Origin of the sequence: Massilia sp. IC2-278 (assembly GCF_020708045.1) — a bacterium.
In the GTDB taxonomy this organism is placed as follows: Bacteria; Pseudomonadota; Gammaproteobacteria; order Burkholderiales; family Burkholderiaceae_D; genus Telluria.
This window is the reverse complement of record NZ_JAJFES010000001.1, coordinates 1,122,416-1,143,303: the sequence shown is the minus strand read 5'-3', so window position 1 is coordinate 1,143,303 and position 20,888 is coordinate 1,122,416. Positions and strand designations below refer to the sequence as shown.

Below are 20,888 nucleotides of genomic sequence, written 5' to 3'. Positions count from 1 at the left end.
TAATCAGTTGATCTGGCAGGCGTTGCCCGCAGGTGAATGTTGTTTTCTTTCATCACTTTTGCGGCTTACGCTATGTCTGTCTAATAATAATTGAAGGCTGGAAATTTATGGTGCAGATTTGGGCTACGATAGCGCCCCGTACCGACAATGCCCCATTGCGCCTGGCGCACGCAAGGCAGCCGGTCCAGCCGTTCCGGTCGCCGACCGGCGCGGGCACTACATGACTCCAGCGGACAGACAACCGACATGAAACAGGTTTCCAAAAAGCAGATCGTTAGCAAACTTCGTGACGCATTCCGTGTCGAAGCCCTCGAATCCCGGGTCCTGCTGTCCGCCGACCCCATCCTCGGCCAGGCCGCGCTGCTGGCGCCGGACCTGCTGGCGCACGACGCCGATGCGTCCGACCGCGCCGTGCACGCCCTGGGCGCCGCGCCTGCAGGCGAGCCGGGCGCCGCACTGCCGGCGGTTCCGGTCGCGCAGGCCCCCGACCCGCACCTGGCCAGCCTGGCGGCCCTGGCCACCGCGGCCACCGCGGCCAGCTACACCAGCGCGGCGGACGCCGCCGTGCAGCCCGACACGCTTTACCTGAACCAGGACAACCTGGGCCAGTACCGCGACGGCGACAACCGCATCGTGCTCGGCCATGCTGGCAGCAATGCCCAGATCGTCGTCGGCGATGCCGCCAACGGCGGCAACCTGGTGCTGGACGATACGCTGGTGCTGCTCAATCCCCAGGCCGGCGGCGAGATCGCCATCGCCCAGAACCTGGTGCTGGCCGGCGACGCCGGCCTGAGCATCACCGGTTCGGGCCATACCACCACGATCAGCGCCAGCAGCATCAACACCGCTTTCGCCTACATCAACGACTCGGTGAAGATCGACGGCGCCACCGCCACCAACCACACGATCGCGCTGACGGCCACCGGCGGCGACATCCAGATCGGCGGCTCCTCGGCCCATTCCCTGAACGGCGACGGCCTCGATCCCGACGATCTGCTGCAGCTTTCGGCCACCGGCAACATCCTGGTCACCGGTACCGTCGGCAATACCGACGCGCTCGAAGGCTTCACCATCACCCAGGCCAACAACGTCACCTTCAAGGGCGAGGTCACGGTCAACGGCAACTTCGACATCCATGCCAGCGGCACCGTCACCTTCGAGCAGTCGGTGCACCTGACCAGCGGCTTCTTCCGCGTCACCGGCGCCAACCTGGTGGTGTTCAAGGGTGGCGTGACGGTCGACGGCGGCGGCGACATCTTCCTGGAAGGGAACGAGATCAACTTCCAGACCGGCGAGAGCGCGGTCATCGGCACCGGCATGCTGAGCCTGCGCCCCGCCACTGTGGGCCTGGGCATCGAGGTCGGCGGCCCGCCGCTGGAGAGTTCGGCGCTGCTGAACATCGACAATGCGGAGATCGCGACCTTCGCCTCGACTTTCAGCAAGATCGTCATCGGCCGCCAGGAAGGCGCCGTCAACGGCTACCTGGCCGGCGCCCATGCCGACGACCTGGCCGGCACGGTGCGCATCGGCGCCGTCCAGACGCCGCAGCAGTACACCTTCCGCAGCGCGCTCGAAGTCTACGGCGGCAGCATCGTGGTCGAGGACTTCGCCAATCCCGCCTACCAGTTCCTGGTCAACGGCGACATCAAGCTCGACGCCTGGAACGGCATCTCGATCTACAATCAGGTCGAGGCCCACAACAGCAACATCGCGCTGTGGGCGCAGAACGGCGCCGTGGTCCAGGCGAATGCGGCCAGCAACCTCGATAACCTGTCGAGCGAGCCGCTGCGCGCGCTCGACCTGCAGGTGCATGCGGGCGCCGGCGTGCGCCTGCCGTTCGCCCAGGTGAACAGCATCACGGTGGTAAACACCGGCGACGGCGACATCGTGGTCAACAACCTGGCGCGCGACGCCGCGAGCGGCATCGGCGGCACCCTGCGCGTGGACGGCGTCAGCCAGACCGGCCTTGCCGGCGACAACATCGTGCTGTCCACGAGTGCCGGCAACCTCGGCATCGACGGCGCCGGCAGCGGCGTCTCCACCGTCGGCGCCGGCGGCATCAGCCTGAGCGCCGGCGGCAGCGGCAGCCAGATCCTGGTGAACCGCGCCATCTCGGCCTCCGGCGGCGCCATCGCGCTGGCGTCCGACGGGCGCATCGCGCTGCAGGCTGCCGGCATCACCGACAACGGCGCCGGCGGCGTGGCCTTGACTTCGAACAGCGCCAACATCGCGCTGTCGCGCGACATCGTCTCGAACGGCGGCCTGGTGTCGCTGAACGCTGCCACCACCATCTTCATGGACAGCGGCACCCGCGTCGCCTCGCTCCACCCGCTGGCCGATAGCGGCGCCGTCAGCCTGGTGGCGGGCGGCACGATCACGCTGTCGACGCTGGCCGCCGACGGCGCGATGACCGTGCGCTCGAACGCCGGCGCGATCGTCGACGGCCTGCTGGGCGATGGCCTGAACCTGGACGGCGACACCGCGGCGGCGGCGCTGTCGGCCGCAACCGGCATCGGCAGCGGCAATGCGCTGCAAACGCGCGTGGCCGCGGTCACCCTCAGCAACAATACGGCCGGCAACGTACAGCTGCGCGAAGCGACCGCGCTGCGCATCCTCGGCGCCAGCGTCGGCGGCAGCGGCAGCAACCTGGTCGTCACCACGCTCGACGGCGGCATCGCCGTGGACGGCGCGATCGACGCCATCGGCGCCGGCGGCAACGTGCTGCTGAAAACCGGCGAAGCTGGCGAAGGCACGGCGGCCGACATCGTCATCCGCGCCGGCGTCGCCAGCACGAACGGGAACATCAGCATTCTCTCGGCCGACGCGATCGTCATCGACGATGGCGCGGCCGGCAGCGCGCCGCGCATCGAGGCGCGCGGCGCCGGGCGCACGCTCGACCTGCAGGCCGATGGCGCCGTTGCGCTCGAAGGGCAGGCGCGCCTGGTGACCAGCAACGGCAACATGCGCATCGGCGCCCTCGGTGGCGACCTGGCCCTCGGCGTGCTCGACGCCGGCACGGCGGCGGTGTCGCTGCGCGCCTCGGGCGCGATCCTCGACGCCCAGGCCGACGATGCCGCGCCCGGCACAAACGTCACGGCCGGCGCGCTGCGCATGCAGGCCGGCGCCGGCATCGGCAGCGCTGCCGATGCGCTCGAGGTGCAGGCCGGCGCGCTGGCCTTTGCGGCCGGCGGCGCCGCCCAGGTGGCAGCCGGCGGCAACGCCACGGTCGGCCAGGTGGCGGCCGTGCGCGTGAACCGCGTCGACGCCAATGCCGGCCTGCAGGATGCAATCGATAGCGGCGCGCTGGCGGGCCTGTCCGCCGGCGGCGACCTGCTGCTCGGCGGCGCCAGCCTGGTCGTGGCCGGCTCGGTCAACGCCAACGGCGGCCACGTGCGCATCGACGCCTCTGGGACGCTGGCGCTGAACGCGATGGTGGCGGCGCAGGGCGGCAGCATCACCGTACTGGCCGGCGGCGACATCACCGCGTCAAGCCAGGCCCAGGTGGTGAGCGAAGGCGGCACCATCGAGCTGGCCTCGGGCGCCGGCGCGGTACTGATGAACGACGGCGCGCGCCTGGCAACCGACGCCCGGAACATCCGCGTCGCCGCTGCGGCCGGCGTCACGGTGGGCCTGGTCGACGCCCGCTCGAACGCCGACCGCCTGGGCGACAGCCTGGCCGGCCAGGCCGGCTGGGGCGCGGTCAGCATCGTCAGCGGCGCGGCGATTGCCGACACGCCAGAAGCCAGCGACGCCATCGACGTGTATGCACGCGCGCTGCGCCTGGAGGCGCTGGGCGCGATCGGCGCGGCCGGTAACGCCTTCGACACCGAAGCGGCCGTGCTGAGCGCACGCGGCGCCGGCATGTTCCTGCGCGAAGCCGGCGTGCTGGCGCTCGACGGCACCGGCCCGGTGGCCGTGGACCGCGTGCTGGCCCGGGGCGGCCTGGACGCCGAACAGCGCGTCGACGCCGCCCAGGCCGGCCTGGCCAGCAGCGGCACGCTGGTGCTGCAGGCCGGCGGGGCACTGACCGGCATGGCCGGCAGCGCCGTCAGTGCCGGGGCCAACCTGGTGCTCGGCGCCGGCGGCGACCTGACGCTGGGCGCCGCCGTGACCACGCTGGGCGCCACCGGCAACATCAGCCTGCAGTCCGCCGGCGCGATCCACCAGGACGCCGCCGTGTCGGCCACGGCGGCCGGCCAGAGCGTCGACATGATCGCCCTCGGCCTCATCGTGATGACGCAGGACGCCAGCGTGGCCACCATCGGCGGCGGCATTTCGCTGCAGGGCGGCGGCACGGTCGTGGTCGGCCTGCTGGACGCCGGCAGCGGCGCGGTCGCCATCAATGCCGGCGGCTACATCCTCGACGCCGACGCCTATGGCGACAACCACGTCGACATCGTCGCCGGCGCCCTGCAGATGCGTGCCGGCGCGGCGATTGCCGCCAGCGCGAACGCCCTCGAAACCCGGGTCGGCACCCTCAGCGCCGAATCGAACCTGGGCTGGATCTACCTGCAGGAATCCGACGCCGTCGAGATCGGCAGCGTCAGCGTGCAGGTCAACCGCGTCGATGCGGCCGGTGCGGCCACCGCCACCACGGTGGCCAGCCAGTCGGGCATGGCTGTCACGCGTGCCGGCAACCTGGTGCTGGCCGCCGGCGGCGCCATGACCGTGAATGCGAACGTGGCCAGCGCCGGCGGCAACGTGCTGCTGAAGGCCGCGGGCGACCTGGCCGTGAACGGCGCGGTGACCAGCGGCGGCGGCGCCCTGTCCCTGCAGGCGGGCGGCGCCATCGTCCAGAAGGCGGGCATCGCCGGCGCCAGCATCGACGTCGAGGCGAGCAGTGGCATCGCCATGGACGACGGCGTGCAGGCGAACGCCAGCGGCAACGTGCGCTACGCCACCGGCGGCACGCTGGCGCTCGGCGCGATCGGCAGCGGCGCCGGCGTCAGCCTGGTGGCCGGGACCATCGTCGACTCGGGCAGCACCGACGTCGACGTGCGCGCGGCCACGCTGCGCATCGCGGCGACGAACGGCGCCGGCAGCGGCGCGTCCCACCTGCAGCTGGCGGTCGGCCGCCTGGCAGCCAGCGCCGGGGGCGGCGGGCTGTACCTCGACGAAGCCGACGCCCTGGTGATCGATGCCGGCGCCGGCTCGGTGGCGCGGGTCGGCGTCGACGGCAGGCTCTCCACCGTGAACGACCAGGCCCTGAGCGGCCTGGTCTCGGGCGGCAACCTGGTGCTGGCCACGGCCGATGGCGGAATCGCGCTCGGCCAGCAGGTGAGCGCGGCCGGCAACCTGCTGCTGGCCGCAGGCGGCGCAGGCGCCGACCTCGCGCTCGACGCGGCCGTGAGCAACAGCGGCGGCAACAGCAGCCTGGTGGCCGGACGCGACCTGCTGCAGAACGTCGGCATCAACACGACCGCCGCCGGCAAGAGCCTCGAGCTGCGCGCCGGCCGCGACATCCTGATGGGCCAGTCGGCAAGCAGCGCCACCGCCAACGGCAACATCCTGCTGGCCGCCGGCGCCGGCGTCACGGTATCGAGCCTGAACGCCGGCACGGCGAACGTCGGCATCACGGCAACCGGCGGCAGCATCGTCGACGGCGACGCGGCCGGCGACAGCGCGGTCGACATCGTCGCCGGCGGCCTGCAGCTGCGCGCCGGGAACGCGATCGGCAGCGGTACGAATGCCATCGAGAGCAACGTCGTCATCGCCACGGCGCAGGCCGGTGCCGGCGGCGTCTACCTGGTGGAGACGAATGCGCTGACCCTGGCCGGCGTGACGGTGCAGGTGAACCGCGTCGGCGCCAGCGGCGCGGCGGCGGCCACCACCAACGCCGCGCAGAACGGCGTAGCGGCCCAGGGCGGCAACGTGGTGCTGGTGTCGAACGGCGCCAGCCTGGTCGTCAACGACAGCGTCAATTCGAACGGCGGCAACCTGCTGCTGCAGGCGGCCGGCGGCGGCATGGTGCTGAATGCGAAGGTCGATGCCGGCGGCGGTGCGCTCACGCTCACCAGCGGCGGCAACATCGCGCAAAAGGCCGACATCGTGACCGGCGGCGCCGGCACGGTCGATTTGCAGGCGGCGCGCGCCATCAACATGGACAACGGCACGGCGATCCGCGCCGGCGCCAACGTGCGCGTGATGGCCGGCACGACGATGACGCTGGGTTCGATCGTGACCGGCGGCGACGTCAGCCTGGCCGCCACCGGCATCCTCGATGCGGGCGGCAGCGAGACCGACGTCACGGCGGCGGCGCTGCGCGTGTCGGTGAGCGGCGCGAACGCCGGATTCGGCGCGCCTGGCGCACGTATCCAGACGGCGGTGGGCAGCCTGGCGGCGAACGTCGGCGGCAGCGGCGGCTTCTTCGCCGAGCAGGCGGGCGCCATCACCCTTGGCGCGCTGGCCGAGATCGGCGTGCGCCGCGTGGGCGCGGATGGCGGCACGTCGGCCGTGGCCGATGCGGCGCTGTCGGGCGTGAGCTCGAGCGGCGCGCTGGTGCTGACATCGACCGGCGCCATCGCCGTGGAACGCGTCGTCACGGCGGCGGGCAACCTGCTGCTGGCGGCCGGCAGCGCCGACCTGGTGCTGGATGCGGCCGTGAGTTCCGTCGCCGGCAGCATCAGCCTCGGCGCCGGCAACAGCATCGTCCAGAACGCCGACCTGCGCGCGCTGGCGGCCGGCCAGAGCATCGAACTGGCGGCCGGCGCCGACATCGCCATGCAGAGCGGCAGCAGCAGCGCATCCAGTCTGCGCTATGCGGCGGGCGGCGACATCGCCGTCGGCCTGCTCGATGCCGGCACTGGCGGCGTGAGCCTGGCGGCGGGCGGCGCGATCGTCGATGCCGAGTCGGCGAACACGGTGCAGACCGTGAACGTCAAGGCGGGCGCGCTGCGCATGACGGCCGGCACGGGCATCGGCGGCGGCAACGCCATCGAGACCACGGTGGCCTCGCTGGCCGCTGCCAGCAGCAGCGGCGCGATCGCCATCGTCGACAGCGATGGCCTGAGCGTGCCGGCGGCCGGCGTGGCGGTAACGGTGGGACGCATCGGCGCCGACGGCACCGTGAACGCGCTGGCGGATGCGGCGCTGGTCGGCGTGACGGCGGCGGGCGGCAGCACCTCGCTGGTCGCGGCCACCGGCACGGTGGTGTTTGGCCAGGCGCAGCAGGTCGGCGCGGGCCAGGACCTGGAACTGGTCGGCGACCAACTGCAGATCGACCAGCCCCTGGCCGGCCAGGGCGGCACGCTGGCGATCCGCCCGGCCAACCCGGCGCACGACGTGCGCCTCGGCGGCAGCGGCTTCGGCAACGGCGGCCTGTACCTGTCGCCGGCGCTGCTGGCGAACCTGGCCGGCGGCTTCGACCGGGTGGTCGTCGGCGGCGGCGCCGCGGCCCCGGGCCAGGTCATCCACATCGACGGCAGTGCCAGTGCGGTTGTGTTCCGCGACAGCCTGGTGTTGGACGCGTCCGGCCCTGGGAGCAGCATCTTCCTGACCGGCAGCCTGGCGGCCGAAGGCCTGGACGTGCGCGGCCCGTTGGCGCTGGCCGACGCGGTCACCATCGCCGGCGGCAACGGCGGCGCGCCGGGCGGCGACATGGTCTTCGCCCAGGGCATCGATGCATTCGAAACGAGCGCCAGCCTGGTGCTGGCGGCGGGCGGCGACAACGTGCTGGTGCAGGGCGCGGTCGGTGCGAACGGCGCGCTGGCCGGGCTGGCGGTGCGCGATGCGCACGACGTGCGCTTTGCCCAGGACGTGAGCGTGAACGGCGACGTCATCGTCAACGCCACCGGCGTGGTGCGCTTCGACGGCGCGCTGCACATCACAGGCGGTTCGCTGGTGATCCGCGGCGCCAGCCAGGTGATCATCGGCGACATCGTCCTGAGCGGCGAGGCCGGCGAGTTCGTCATCGAGGCCGACACCCTGGTCATCAACGGCGACGTGCAGGGTGCGGGCATCGTCCAGCTGCGCCCGGGCGACGCCAGCCGCGACATCGTGGTCGGCGGCAGCGGCACAGATGGCGCCTTCAGCATCACCGACAGCATGCTGGGGCACCTGTCCGGCGCAGCGGGGCTGGTGATCGGCGTGCAGGGTACGGACGGCCACGCGGCCGCGGATGCCGGCAAGGTCAGCATCGTGGCCACCGACTTCGCTGCTCTCTCAAATGCGCCGCTGCAGGTCTTCGGCAGCACGGTCGTGGTCGAGGCCAGCGCGGGCAGCCTGGTGGCCGCCAACGGCCTGGTGCTCGACGGCCGCGACGGCGTGGTCCTGCACGACAGCGTGTCCGCCGTGCGCGGCGCGGTCGTGGTCTACAGCGCGAACGGCGGCGTGCAGATGGATGCCGGCACGGTCCTGAGCGGCACCGGCGCCGTCACCGCGCAAGCGGCCGGCAACCTGGTGCTGGCAGGCGTCGAGGGCAAGCATGTCGTGGTGCGAAGCGGCGGCGTGATCCTGGACGCGGCAGGCGACAATGCGGTGAACATCGTGGCCGACACCGTGGCCCTGTACCGAATGGGTCCGCAGCTGGGCATGGGCAACGCAATCGAGGTGCAGTCGCCATCGCTGTTCGTGGAGGCGCCGCGCGGCATCGTGGTGCAGGATACGGGCCCGGACGGCCGTACCCACTTCTATGTGCTCGACGGCGCCACCATGTACGAAGCGGCGATTGCCGTCGGCGAAACCGTGCGCCATACCGAAGACCCGACCCTGGCGCTGCCGCTGCTGCCGGCCTCGCTGGCGCCGGCCCTGGCCGCGACGCCGTACTTCGACGCCGCGCTGCGCACTGCCGCGGCAAGCGGCACGGCCCAGTACCTGGCGACGGCGGGGCAGGTGGCCACCGCCGGCGGCGGCCTGCTGGTGGCCGGCGCCGAGGGCCTGGCGGCGGGCGAGGGCGCCGCTTTGCCGCTGCTGGAATTCTGGCTGGAAGACCTGGTGTTGTAAGCCGGCTCACAAGCCGACTTACAACCCGATTCGGCACAGAAAACGGCCGGGCTGCGCAATGCAGACCCGGCCGTTTTTTCGTCTGGGAAACAGTTCTGTCAACCCGTCGTGCGCGGCCGTTTCACCTATGTTGTTTTCTTTCGTCAAACAGCGCGCTTTGCATCGCTCCACCAACAATAATTGAACTTTAGAAATTATTGCCCGCCCATATCAGCTACGATACGCCTCTTGTGCTTACTTTGCAGAATTGCGTCTAGCGTTCTGGCAATAAAGACAAGAAGCGTCGCACCGGTCAGGTGACAGGGCGATCGAGACAGACAGCAAACAAAAAATTCAACATGAAACAGTTCTCCAAAAAGCAGGTCGTTAGCAAACTTCGTGACGCATTTCGTGTTGAAGCCCTGGAACCCAGGGTCCTGCTGTCCGCCGATCCCATCCTCGGCTCGGCTGCGCTGATCGTGCCCGACGCCGTGGTCCACGCGGCGCCGAACAACGACTACATGACGAGCGGCGCGCTCGCGCTCAGCCACGTCATGGCCGACCAGGCCTACGCCGGCGCCGGTGCCGGAACCGCCGCGGTGGCGCCCGACCGCCACATCGTCGACCTGGCCGAGCTGGCGCGCCAGCCCGGCACGCCGGGCGACACCTTCACCGTGGCCGCCAACGACATCCTGAAGGGCAGCGGCACCGTGAACGTCTCGGTGCTGAACAACGGCATCGTCGCTCCCGGTTATTCGCCGGGCATGCAGACCGTCGATTCCTACACCCAGACCAGCAACGGCACGCTGCAGATCGAGATCGGCGGCCTGGAACCGGGCAGCGGCTACGACCAGATCAACATGTCGCACGCCACGCTGGCGGGCAAGCTCGAAGTGAGCCTGACCGGCGACTTCAAGCCGGTCGACGGCCAGGTCTTCGAGTTCATGCACTTCGATACCGTCAGCGGCAAGTTCGAGCTGGCCACCGGCCTGGTGCAGGCCGGCGACGACATCTTCTTCGAGCTGGTGCAGGACGCCCACTCGCTCAAGCTGGTCACCCACGTGCTCGACCCGCTCACCGGGGCCATGATCGACACGGTCGGCGGCGACGCGGCCGACGGCGTCGGCTACTTCCTGAACAACGACTACTTCCCGAGCATCCCGCCGCTGTCCTTCCACGCCAGCCTGAACCTGGGCGGCAATCTTTACCTCGACGGCACGCTGACCATCGACTACGCCGACGGCAGCACGCTCAATCCGGTCACCGGCCAGGCCATGGCCACCCACATGTGGCTGATCGGCTTGAACGACGCCGAAGGCTTCCTCGGCATCGGCGGTCCGGCCGGCACCCCGGGCGCGCTCGGCGTGGCGCTGCACGACGCCGACGTCGGCTTCGCGTTCGTCGAGCCTGCGAACGGTGGCGACTACGGCTGGGTGCTCGGCCACGGCGTGATCGGCAGCGTCGGCATGGTCGGCGTGCCCGGCCTGACGCTGGCCGCGAACGACCTCGCCTTCGACCTGAGCTACGGCATCGGCACGCTGCCGGGCGGTCTCGCGAACCACACCACGCTCGACTTGTCCGGCGCGCCGCTGACGGCCGGCGGCTTTACCTTCGGCAGCGACGGCAGCGCCGGCGAATACACGGTGCTCTCGGGCCAGGCCCAGCTGAACCTGGGCGGCCTCGACATCTCGGCCCGCATCGGCCTGTCGGTGACGGCCGACGAGATCGTCATCGCCGGCGACGCCGTGAATGCCGGCTTCGGCGCCGGCGGCTTTGCCGTGGGCGTCACCGGCGGCTCCTTCGGCCTGGTGCTGGGCGCGCACGGCTATGCCTTCGAAGCCTCGGGTGGCCTGAGCCTCACCGGCGGCAGCTTCGCCGACATCGGCGCCGACAGCGCCAGCGTGCGCGTGAATACCCTGGCGGCCGACATGAGCGGCCGCGCGATCGACTTCGCCGGCTTCGGCTACACCTTCGGCAGCCTGAAGGCGAACCTCGGCCTGCAGGCGAACGTGATCGGCTTCCACGCCTCGCTGGGCGAGGGCGCGGTATCGCTGGCCGGCGACTTCGGCTTTGCCAACAGCGCCGACGGCAACACCCTGGACGTGGTGGCGCGCAACGCGAGCGCCAGCATCGGCGCGGGCAACTACATCGTCGGCGTGGCCGGCGCGGAACTCGGCATGCGCCTCGGCACGAGCGGCACCGTGCTGGAAGCGCGCGGCGCCCTCGACGCCCACCTCGGCAGCAACGTCTCGCTGGTGGCCGACACCGTCGCCCTGCGCTGGAACGACACCAACAAGAACGCGGGCGTCGTCGCCCTCAACGTGGGCGGCCTCGATTACGCCTTCGGCGCCGGCCTGATGGCCGGCCTGAAGGAAGTGGCCGTCGGCGGCGCCAGCCTGAACGTGGGCGGCTTCGTGCAGGCCAGCGGCAGCTTCGTGGTGCGCCGCACCGCCGGCGAGAAGGTCAAGCTGGCCGACGAAGCCGGCACCGAAGTCACGGTCGACATGCTGACCGTCGGCGCCTCGCAGGCGAACCTGTTCGCGGGCGTGGAAGGCGGCAGCAGCGATGAACTCGGTGTGAAGATCGAGAACGTCGACCTGGCCCTGGCCCTGATCAGCAAGAAGGGCCTGCCGCAGGTCAGCTGGACCGCGCTGAAGGCCACTGCCGACAGCGCCGGCTTCGTCGGCCTCGACGCATTCACCCTGGCCGCTTCCGACATCGTGGTCGAATACAACCAGGCCAACGTCGTGGGCAGCCCGGTGATCGACTTCGGCGCCAAGGCCGTGAACGTGGCGACCGCCCCGGGCGAGGAAGTCGAACTCGATTTCGACGGCGCGAAAGGCGCACTGACGGCGGTCTCGATCGGCCGCGCGACGCTGGCGATCTCGGACTACATCTACATCAGCGGCAGCCTGTACCTGGAAAAGAACGGCACCGCCTCCGTCGACGTGGTCACCGGCCTGCCGAACGGCCTGGCCCTGGACACCGACCCGGTGCTGTCGGCCCTGGCGGCGATGGACGGCCTGACCGAAGACCGCAAGCGCATCGAAGGCATCCAGGTCGCCAGCCTGCTGCTGAGCGCCACCGACGTCGACATCTTCGTGGGCCTGGGCCCGTACTTCATCGACGCCAACAACAACGGCCTGTTCGATGCCGACGAAAGTCTGAATGACGAGCGCCTCGGCTTCACCCTGGACGACATCGACGTCGGCCTGGTGATGATGAACACCACGCGCGGCGCCGACCCGGCCGGCCTGCTGCCGAACTTCTTCGCCATGCGCCTCGACTGGCATGCGCCGATCAACGTCGACATGGACCTGTTCAAGTTCACGATCGACGAACTGCACCTGGACGTGAACCAGGGCGGCGCCTGGAAGGGTTCGCCGAACCTGATCCATCCTTACGTCGACTTCTCGACCAGCTTCGAGGGCGGCCTGGAGATTCCGGTCGCCGCCGGCAACCCGATCGTCATCAACTACAGCACCGCCGTGATCGGCGTGACCCTGGAAAACGCGCTGCTGAACGTCGGCGACATGTTCCAGATCAGCGGCGACTTCGCCTTCGAGAAAACGAAGGGCATCGAGGTCGACGTGATGACCGGCCTGCCGTCGCTGCTGACCGGCACCGCGGCCGGCCTGAACAGCCAGCTGGCGAAGTTCAAGGTCGACGGCTACCTGTCGGCCGACAACAGCACCTTCACCGACCTGCCGGTCGACATGATCAGCTTCGGCGCCTCGAACGTGCACATCGTGGTCGGGAATGCCGGCGACCCGCTGTTCACGATCGACGACATCGACGTCGGCTTCGTCATGATGCACGCCTCGCGCCAGGTCGACACCGCGCGCGTGATCCCGAACATGTACGCGATGAAGGCCAACTGGGCCCAGCCGCTGCATGCGAACTGGGGCTTCATGCAGCTGGAGATCGACGACCTGACCATGGCCCTGAACAAGGGCAGCAACTGGGCCGGCCTGAAGGTCAATCCTTACGTCGACTTCCAGTCCAGCTTCGGTGAGAGCGGCCTGGGCGTGCACACCGGCGGCGACGACGTGATGCTCGACTTCACGCGCTCGATGATCGGCGTCGAGGTACGCCATGCGCTGGTCCGCCTCGACGACTTCTTCTACATCGAAGGCGGCTTCGCGCTGGAAAAGGCGGAATCCGTGCTGGTCGACGTGGTCACCGGCTTCGGCGCGCACTCGGTCGAGGGCGGCCTGAAGCTGAAGGACCTGATCCTCTCGGGCCAGGTGGCGCCGGACGACTTCACGCGCATCAACGACCTGTCGATGAGCTCCTTCACCATGGGCATGTCCGACGTCAAGCTGTTCGTCGGCAGCGGCCCGTACTTCGTCGCGGGCCAGGACGAGCCGGCCGAAGGCGCGGTCGGCCTGGTGTTCGACAACATCGACCTCGGCCTGGTGGTCTACAAGGACGGCCGCGGCATCGTGCCGCGCCTGTGGGCCCTGTCGGCCAGCGCCGACACGGTCGCCTTTACCGGACTGGACTTCCTGAGCTTGTCGGCCGAAGGCATCAGCGTGCGCGCCAACGGCGGCACCGCCTGGGGCGGCAGCAAGGTCAACGCCTACGTCGACTTCAAGAGCACCTACGGCGACGCCGGCTTGCGCGTCGCCACCGGCAACGCGCCGGTCATGATCGACTACACCGACGGCCGCACCGGCGTCGAAGTGGCCAAGGCCACGCTCGGCATCGACCAGTTCGTGTGGTTGCAGGGCGGCTTCGCCTTCGAGAAGGGCGAGCGCCAGACCGTCAACATCGACACCGGCCTGCGCTACAGCGACGCGACCTCGATCCCGACGCTGGCGCGCCTGAAGGCGCAAGGCGCCAAGGTCTCGGAAGACGGCTCGACCATCGAAGGCGTGTCGGTGAACACGCTGAACATCGGCATGAGCGACGTCAACCTGTTCATGGGCTACGGCATCCCGGACTTCGCGTCCGGCGTGCCGCTGTCCGAGCAGGCCGACACCTATGGCGTGGCCGTGCGCGACGTCGACGTGGGCCTGAGCATCATGAACGCCGTCTCGACCAGCCTGAAGCTGCCGCAGATGATGGCAATGAAGGCCACCGCGGGCGAATTCGCCATCGTCGGCGGCGGCAGCGACTTCCAGCTGTCGGGCAAGGAGATCGAAGTCGCCCTGAACTGGAGCAGCGGCTGGTCCGGCCTGGCGGGCAAGCGCCCGACGGTCGACTTCGCGTCCAGTTTCGAGGATGGTCTCGAGATCAAAACCGGCAACGCGCCGGTGGTGCTGGACTTCGGTCCGGGCGCCTTCATGTCCGCCAGCCTGAACAACGCGACCCTGCAGGTCTCGGAGTTCCTTTACGTGAGCGGCAACTTCGCGCTGCGCCGCGCCGACGATACCCTGGTCTCGGCCGCCACCGTGGGCGGCGTGCGCTTCGATAACGTGCGCGCCTCGAGCATGGAGCTCGGCGGCAGCAACCTGCAAGCCTTTGTCGGCGTCGGCGGCCCATACCGCACCGACAGCAACGGCGACGGCCGCATCGACAACAAGGACGCCGTCAACGAAGGCGCCACCGGCCTGGTGATCGACGACTTCGACTTCGGCGCCGCGATCCTGAACACCAAGTTCGACCTGAGCAACCCGCTGGTCCAGAAGGACACCAAGTTCACCGCGATCAAGGCGCACGGCGAAGGCATCCACTTCGTCGGCTTCGGCGACTTCATCGAGTTCGACCTGAACGACCTGAACGTCGGCATCAACATGTCGAACCGCCAGGGCCTGATCGGCGACTTCACCCGTAACGGCACCTCCGCCGGCTACAGCGTGGCAACGGGCACGGGCACCAGCCCAATGGTGATCGACTTCGCCAACGCGGTCATCGAGGCCAACGTCGGCCATGCCTTCGCCAACGTGGCGGGCATCCTCAGCCTGGAAGGCGGCTTCGCCTTCCAGAAGAAGACCCTGGAAAACATCGGCTTCAACGCTCTCGGCGCCGAGATCATCGGCCAGGGCAGCGCCCTGGTCGTGGCCGGCACCAACGTGCACGCCTTTGCCGGCATCAACGGCCCGTACCGCACCGACAGCAACCGCGACGGCGTGGTCGACGAGAAGGACCCGACGAACGGCGACGCCATCGGCCTGGCCATCGAAGACCTCGACTTCGTGCTGGCCCTGGTCAGCCCGCAGATCGCACCAGGCCTGGACATGCCGGGCGTGAAGTTCTACAGCGTGGCCGCGCATGCGGCCAGCGCCGGCCTGGTCGGCACCGACCCCTTCCTGACATTGGCGGCCACCGACGTCTCGTTCCACATCAACGCCGCCACGGTCGGCGGCAAGCCGGCCCCGAGCGTCTACCTCGACTACACCGAGATGGCGGGGCAGGGCCTGTTCGTCCCGACCGGCAGCGCCGGCGAAGGCATGCTGCTCGACTTCGACAGCAATACCATCGGCATCGGCCTCGATGCCCACCTCGGCCTGTTCGACCTGTTCGACTTCGACGCCTCGTTCGACTTCAGCTTCAACCTGCCGACCATCCCGGGCTTCCTGCCGACCATCAGCCTGAAGGGCATCGGCGACCTGCTGCCGGAATTCTCGCCGAACCTCGACTTCCTGAGCGGCGCGCTCGACTTCATCAAGAACTTCGATCTGTCGATCGGCTTCGACCCGAACTTCGGCCTGAACCTGTTCGGTTCGATCGACTTCCCGGACATCACCCTGAACCTGGGCGACTTCGTCTACCTGACCGGCGACTTCCAGCTGAACGTCGGCGAAACCTTCACCGGCACCATGTACACCGGCCTGCCGGCCGAAGTCGGCCTGGTCGAGGACGCGCTGAAAGCCGTGCTGCCATCGAGCTTCGGCTCGGTGATCGACATGCTGAAGTTCATCGGCGACGTGTCCGACGATTACTCGCGCATCGACAACGTCGGCTTCAAGGGCCTGTCGTTCGGCGCCTCGAACGTTTACGCCTACGTGGGCCTGGGCACGCCGAAATACGTGGAAGACCCGAACAACGCGGGCAAGCTGATCCTGCAGAACGCCGACGACCTGACCGGCTTCAGCATGGAAGGCATCGACGTCGGCCTGTCCGTCTTCAAGGCCGACCTGCCGGACTTCTTCAAGGCCAAGAACTTCTTCTCGCTCTACGCGCACGCCGACCAGCTGACTACCTACGGCTTCGGCGACGTGATCAAGCTGAAGGCCCAGGACATCACCATCGAAGTCAACAGCGGCGGTGAACTCTTCGGCGGCAAGATGCGCTCGACCGCCGACTTCGCCGACAGCTTCAAGGCCGACCCGCTCACCGGCCGCCCGGCCGGCTTCGAAGTCAAGACCGGCGGCACCCCGGTCTACATCGCCAACCGCGGCAACGACCTGCTCGGCCTGGACATCGGCCTGGCCGAGATCCAGGTTTCGGAATTCCTCAGCCTGCGCGGCTCGCTGGCCTTCCGCAAGGGCGAGCGCCACATTGTGGACGTCGACCTCGGCGGCCTGGAACACCTGGGCGATGGCCTGGGCAGCCTGGCCAGCAGCGGCTACGTGCCGGGCCAGCCGATGCCGCTGGAGATGGAATTCCTGACCATCGGCGGCAGCAACCTGACCGGGTTCGCCGGCGTCGGCGGTCCTTACCGCTACGGCGAGGATGCCAACAACGACGGCCTGCTCGACAGCATCAACGAAGGCGCGGTCGGCCTGGTGATCGACAACGTCGACTTCGGCCTGGCCATCATGACCCCGACCCTGGCCGGCCTGATCCCGGGCGCGGAACAGTTCACGCCGAAGTTCGTGGCCGCCAAGGCCCACGTCGACACCGCGCGCCTGGTGGGCGTCGATCCGTCGCTGCTGTCGGTCCAGGCGAACGACGTTTCGGTGAACATCAATACCGCCTACGTGCCGGGCCTGAGCGGCCCGGGCAACCTGGCCCTGCAGCTGTTCGGCCCGCCGTCGGTGAACTTCCAGTCGACCTTCGGCGATTCGCCGGAAGACCTGAACGGCAACGGCGTGCTCGACGCCGGCGAAGACCTCGACCGCGACGGCAAGCTGGCCGCGAACGGCTTCGCGCTGCCGACCGGCGGCAACACCGCCGTCATCCTCGACTTCGACACCGAGATCATCCAGGCCAAAGTGGGCTATGCCCAGATCGACCTGGCCGGCTTCGTCCAGCTGTCGGCCTCGATGGCCTTTACCAAGCGCGGCTCGGAAACCGTCACGCTGTCGAACGGCGAAACCACGACCGTCACCTCGCTGGCGATCGGCATCAACGACGCCTACGGCTTCATCGGCGTGGGCGGCTACTGGCAGGATTCGAACGGCGACGGCCGCATCGACGAAGCCGACACCCCGGACACGAGCGCCGTCGGCCTGATGATCGAAGACCTCGACCTCGGCCTGGTGGTCGCGAAAGAACTGGTCATCGGCCTCGACGGCCTGAAGGTCGGCGTGTACATCGCCACCGATGCCGACGTCGACATGGTCGGCCTGGTCGGCGTCGACGGCGCCACCATGCAGGCGGAAGACCTGGTCCTGCAGATCAACACCGGCCTGCGCGCCACCATCAACACCGGCTACACGCGCGACGCCGCCACCGGCGCCGTGTCGTACAGCGGCGCCGGCGTCTCGTTCGGCCTGACCACGATCGACTTCTCGAAGAGCAGCTGGACCGACCCGGACGGCGGCGTGCACAAGGGCTACGCGATCGAGACCGGCAACGGCTTCGAGCCGGTGGTCCTGAACTACAGCGAACAATACCTGCGCGTGCAGGGCCAGGCCAAGCTCGACATGTTCGGCCTGGTGCGCATGGACGGCGTGTTCGACATCCAAGCCAGCGCTTCCGGCCTGGTGATCTTCGCCGACGTCGAATCGTCGATCGGCGCGGGCGGGCTGTCGATGTCCTCGCACGCCACCGGCCTGCTGTCGGTCACCGCCGACGGCGTGGCGATGCGCCTGAACCTGACGCGCAACCTCGACCTGGGCGCCGCGATCAAGCTCGACGCCGCGCTGGCGCTGACCCTGAACACCACCGGCAAGGACGTGGTCTACACGGTGCCGGAACAGTTCCGCGACACCGTCCACTTCGAAAACAACGAATACGTGGTGTCCGCCACGCCGCCGGGCAAGCCGGACTGGCAGGGCATGTACGTGGCCCTGGTCGGCGACGGCCAGCTGTCGCTGATCGACGGCGCCATCGACCTGCAGGGCAGCTTCGGCGTGATCGTCTCGCAGCACGGCGCCGAACTGGCGGCCGAAGCCACCCTCAGCCTGCCGATGTTCCAGCCGCTGTCGGTCACCGGCAGCCTGGGCATCGTCGCCAACGGCCTGTACGGCAGCTTCGAAGTCGGCGGCACCGGCCCGGATTCCGTCCTGATCGACGGCGGCGCCTTTGAAGTCAACGGCCACTTCCTGCTCCAGGTGAACACCACCGACACCGTGCAGAAGGTCCGCGCCATCAACACCGCCGGCCCTGGCTTCGTCGAAGTCGGCCTGGCGGCGCAGTCGCTGCACATCGCCGGCAGCGCCGGCATCAACGTCGGCAGCGCCGTCCACATGGAAGGCGCGCTCGATCTCACCATCGACCGCTCCGGCGTCACCGCCCAGGCCGACCTCTCGCTCGAACTGGGCGTGCTCGGCAGCGTGCAGGTGACCGGCGCGATCGCCTTCATCGAGGCCGACGAAGGCCTGGTGTTTGCGCTGCGCCTGGGCACCAACGTGACCCTCGGCACCGGCGAACTCGGGATCCAGGCCAAGGCCATCCTCGAGATCAATACCAGCGACACCAACGCCTATGCGGGCGTCGCCGCCGGCACCACCTTCAACCTGGACTTGGACGGCGCGCTGCACATCCTCGCCTTCGACGTCGGCTTCCACGGTGGCATGAGCCTGCAGAACGACGTGTTCCGCCTCGAGCTGAACGCGAACCTGAACTTCTTCAACTTCATCAACATCAATATCGGCGGCTACGTCGAGTCCGATGGCGACTTCGAGATCACCGGCGCCGCCAACCTCCACGTGGGCATGGGCCCGCTCGAACTGAACGCCGGCATCGCGATCGGCTTCAGCAACCGCGGCATCTCGGCCAGCGTGTATGGCGAACTCCGTCTCGAAATCGACATGGGGCTGTTCTCCATCGGCGGCACCCTGGCGGGCTTCCGCGGCGAGGTCGAACTGACCGCCGCCAGCGCCCACCTGGCCGCGCGCGTGACCATCATCGGCATCAGCGTCGACGCCGATGCCTTCTGGAGCTGGGGCGCCCCGCCGAAGCTGGCCACCCAGGTCGGCGACACGCTCTACCTGAGCATGGGCGACACCTCGGGCCGCTACGGCTCGGGCACCCTGTACGACCGCACCGTTAACGAAACCTACCGCATCGACGGCGACGCCGCCGGCAACATCGTGCTGTCCTCGCTCGGCGTGACCGAGCGCCACTCGGGCGTGAAGAAGATCGTCGCGCGCGGCGGCAGCGGCAACGACGCTATCTTTGTGGGCGGCGGCGTGGTCGCCGTGCTCGACTTCGACGGCGGCGACGGCAACGACAACTTCACCATCATCAACGCCGGCGCCGGCAGCATCGTGCGCGGCGGGGCAGGCAACGATTCCTTCGTCGGCGGCAGCGCCAGCGTCAGCTACTACGGCGACGCCGGCAACGACCGCTTCGTCGGCGGCGACGGCGCCGAGTACGTCGATATGGGCAGCGGCAACAACACCATCTTCGGCGGCGGCGGCAACGACACCTTCATCATCTCCGGCGCCACCGACACCCTGGATACCGGCAACGGCAACAACACGATCTACGTGTCGGGCGACGGCTACCTGAACGTGCGCGGCGGGGCCGGCAACGACCGCCTGGTGCTGGCGCCGATCAGCAGCACCGCGCCGCTCCAGTTCAACGAACGCCAGCTGCGCGCGAATGCCCGCACGATCGACTTCAACGATGCGCTCGACCGCATCGAGATCACCGACCTGGCGTCGGTCACCCGCATCAGCAGCGGCGCCAACGCGTCTTGGGGTTCGACCGACTTCGCGCTCGAAGCGGCCGGCCTGGTCGACGTGCGCAACGCCGTCTTCGTGGCGCCGAACGCGCGCCTGTCGATCCACGGCGCCGGCATCCAGGGCACCCTGAATACGGCGGTCGAGGAAATCTCGATCGTCAACCGCGGCACCGCCGGCTTCAACGACATCGTGATCCGCGAGCGCGACAGCCTCACCGTGATCGAATCCGGCCTGCTGGTGGCGAACGGCGCCATCGACGTGCAGCTCGCTGCGCGCGAAGCACTGTTCTCGCTCGACGAAGGCGCGATCGCGATCGGCGCCGGCAACGGTGCATTGACCATCGTCGCCGACGACGTCGATTTCCGCTCGGGCGACAACCGCGTCAGCGGCCAGGGCCAGCTGACCCTGAAGTCCATGCACGCGGCGCAGAACTACCGCATCGGCGGCGCCGCCGACACCACCTACGGCAACGATCTCTCGCGTGCCGGCGCCACCGGCAACTTCGACCTTGGCGAGCGCGACCTGTCGGCACTGCGCGACGGCTTTGCCGTCATCAACGTGGGCCACAATGCCGCCGGCGTGCGCATGACCATCGGCGACGTCGAAGACGCCGTCGTCGGTCCGTTCTCGTTCTCGAGCATGCTGCGCGACGCGGCCGTGTTCACGGCCCAGCACATCGCCATCGTCGGCGACATGCAGTCGAACGACACCGTCACCATGAACGCGCGCACCCTGGAGGTGCAGCGCCAGAACACCCGCACTCCGTTCGGCGGCCCGGATTCGGGCATCAAGGCCAACAACGTCGCCCTGAACGTGGGCGAGCAGATCCTGGTCAGCGGCTGGATTTTGGGCCAGAACAGCGTCTCGGTCACGGTCTCGAACAGCACCGGCATCAACGCCCTGCAGGCGACGAGCGCCGAGATCAATTCGGTGACAATCGACCAGAGCGGCCGCATCGCCGTACTGGGCGCGAACGGCCGCCTCAACGTGACCGGCTCGCACGGC

Annotated in this window: 2 protein-coding genes (1 of these 2 cut by a window edge); both read left to right on the top strand. The window is 69.1% G+C overall.

What is annotated here, in order from left to right; all coding sequences use genetic code 11:
- Positions 1-246: 246 nt before the first annotated feature.
- Positions 247-8,940, top strand: a complete 8,694-nt coding sequence (locus LK540_RS04815) for an LEPR-XLL domain-containing protein (protein ID WP_229435889.1) — start codon at positions 247-249, stop codon at positions 8,938-8,940.
- A 338-nt stretch (positions 8,941-9,278) separates the two neighbouring features.
- Positions 9,279-20,888, top strand: partial view of an LEPR-XLL domain-containing protein gene (locus LK540_RS04810; protein WP_229435888.1) — the beginning only. The gene runs 22,875 nt beyond the window's last position; 11,610 of the gene's 34,485 nt are visible here — the first part of the coding sequence; it begins with the start codon at positions 9,279-9,281; its stop codon lies beyond the right edge, outside the window.

Bases quoted from the DNA above. Each gene is read 5' to 3' on its own strand.
- LK540_RS04815 (WP_229435889.1), top strand. From the start codon at position 247: ATGAAACAGGTTTCCAAAAAGCAGATCGTTAGCAAACTTCGTGACGCA.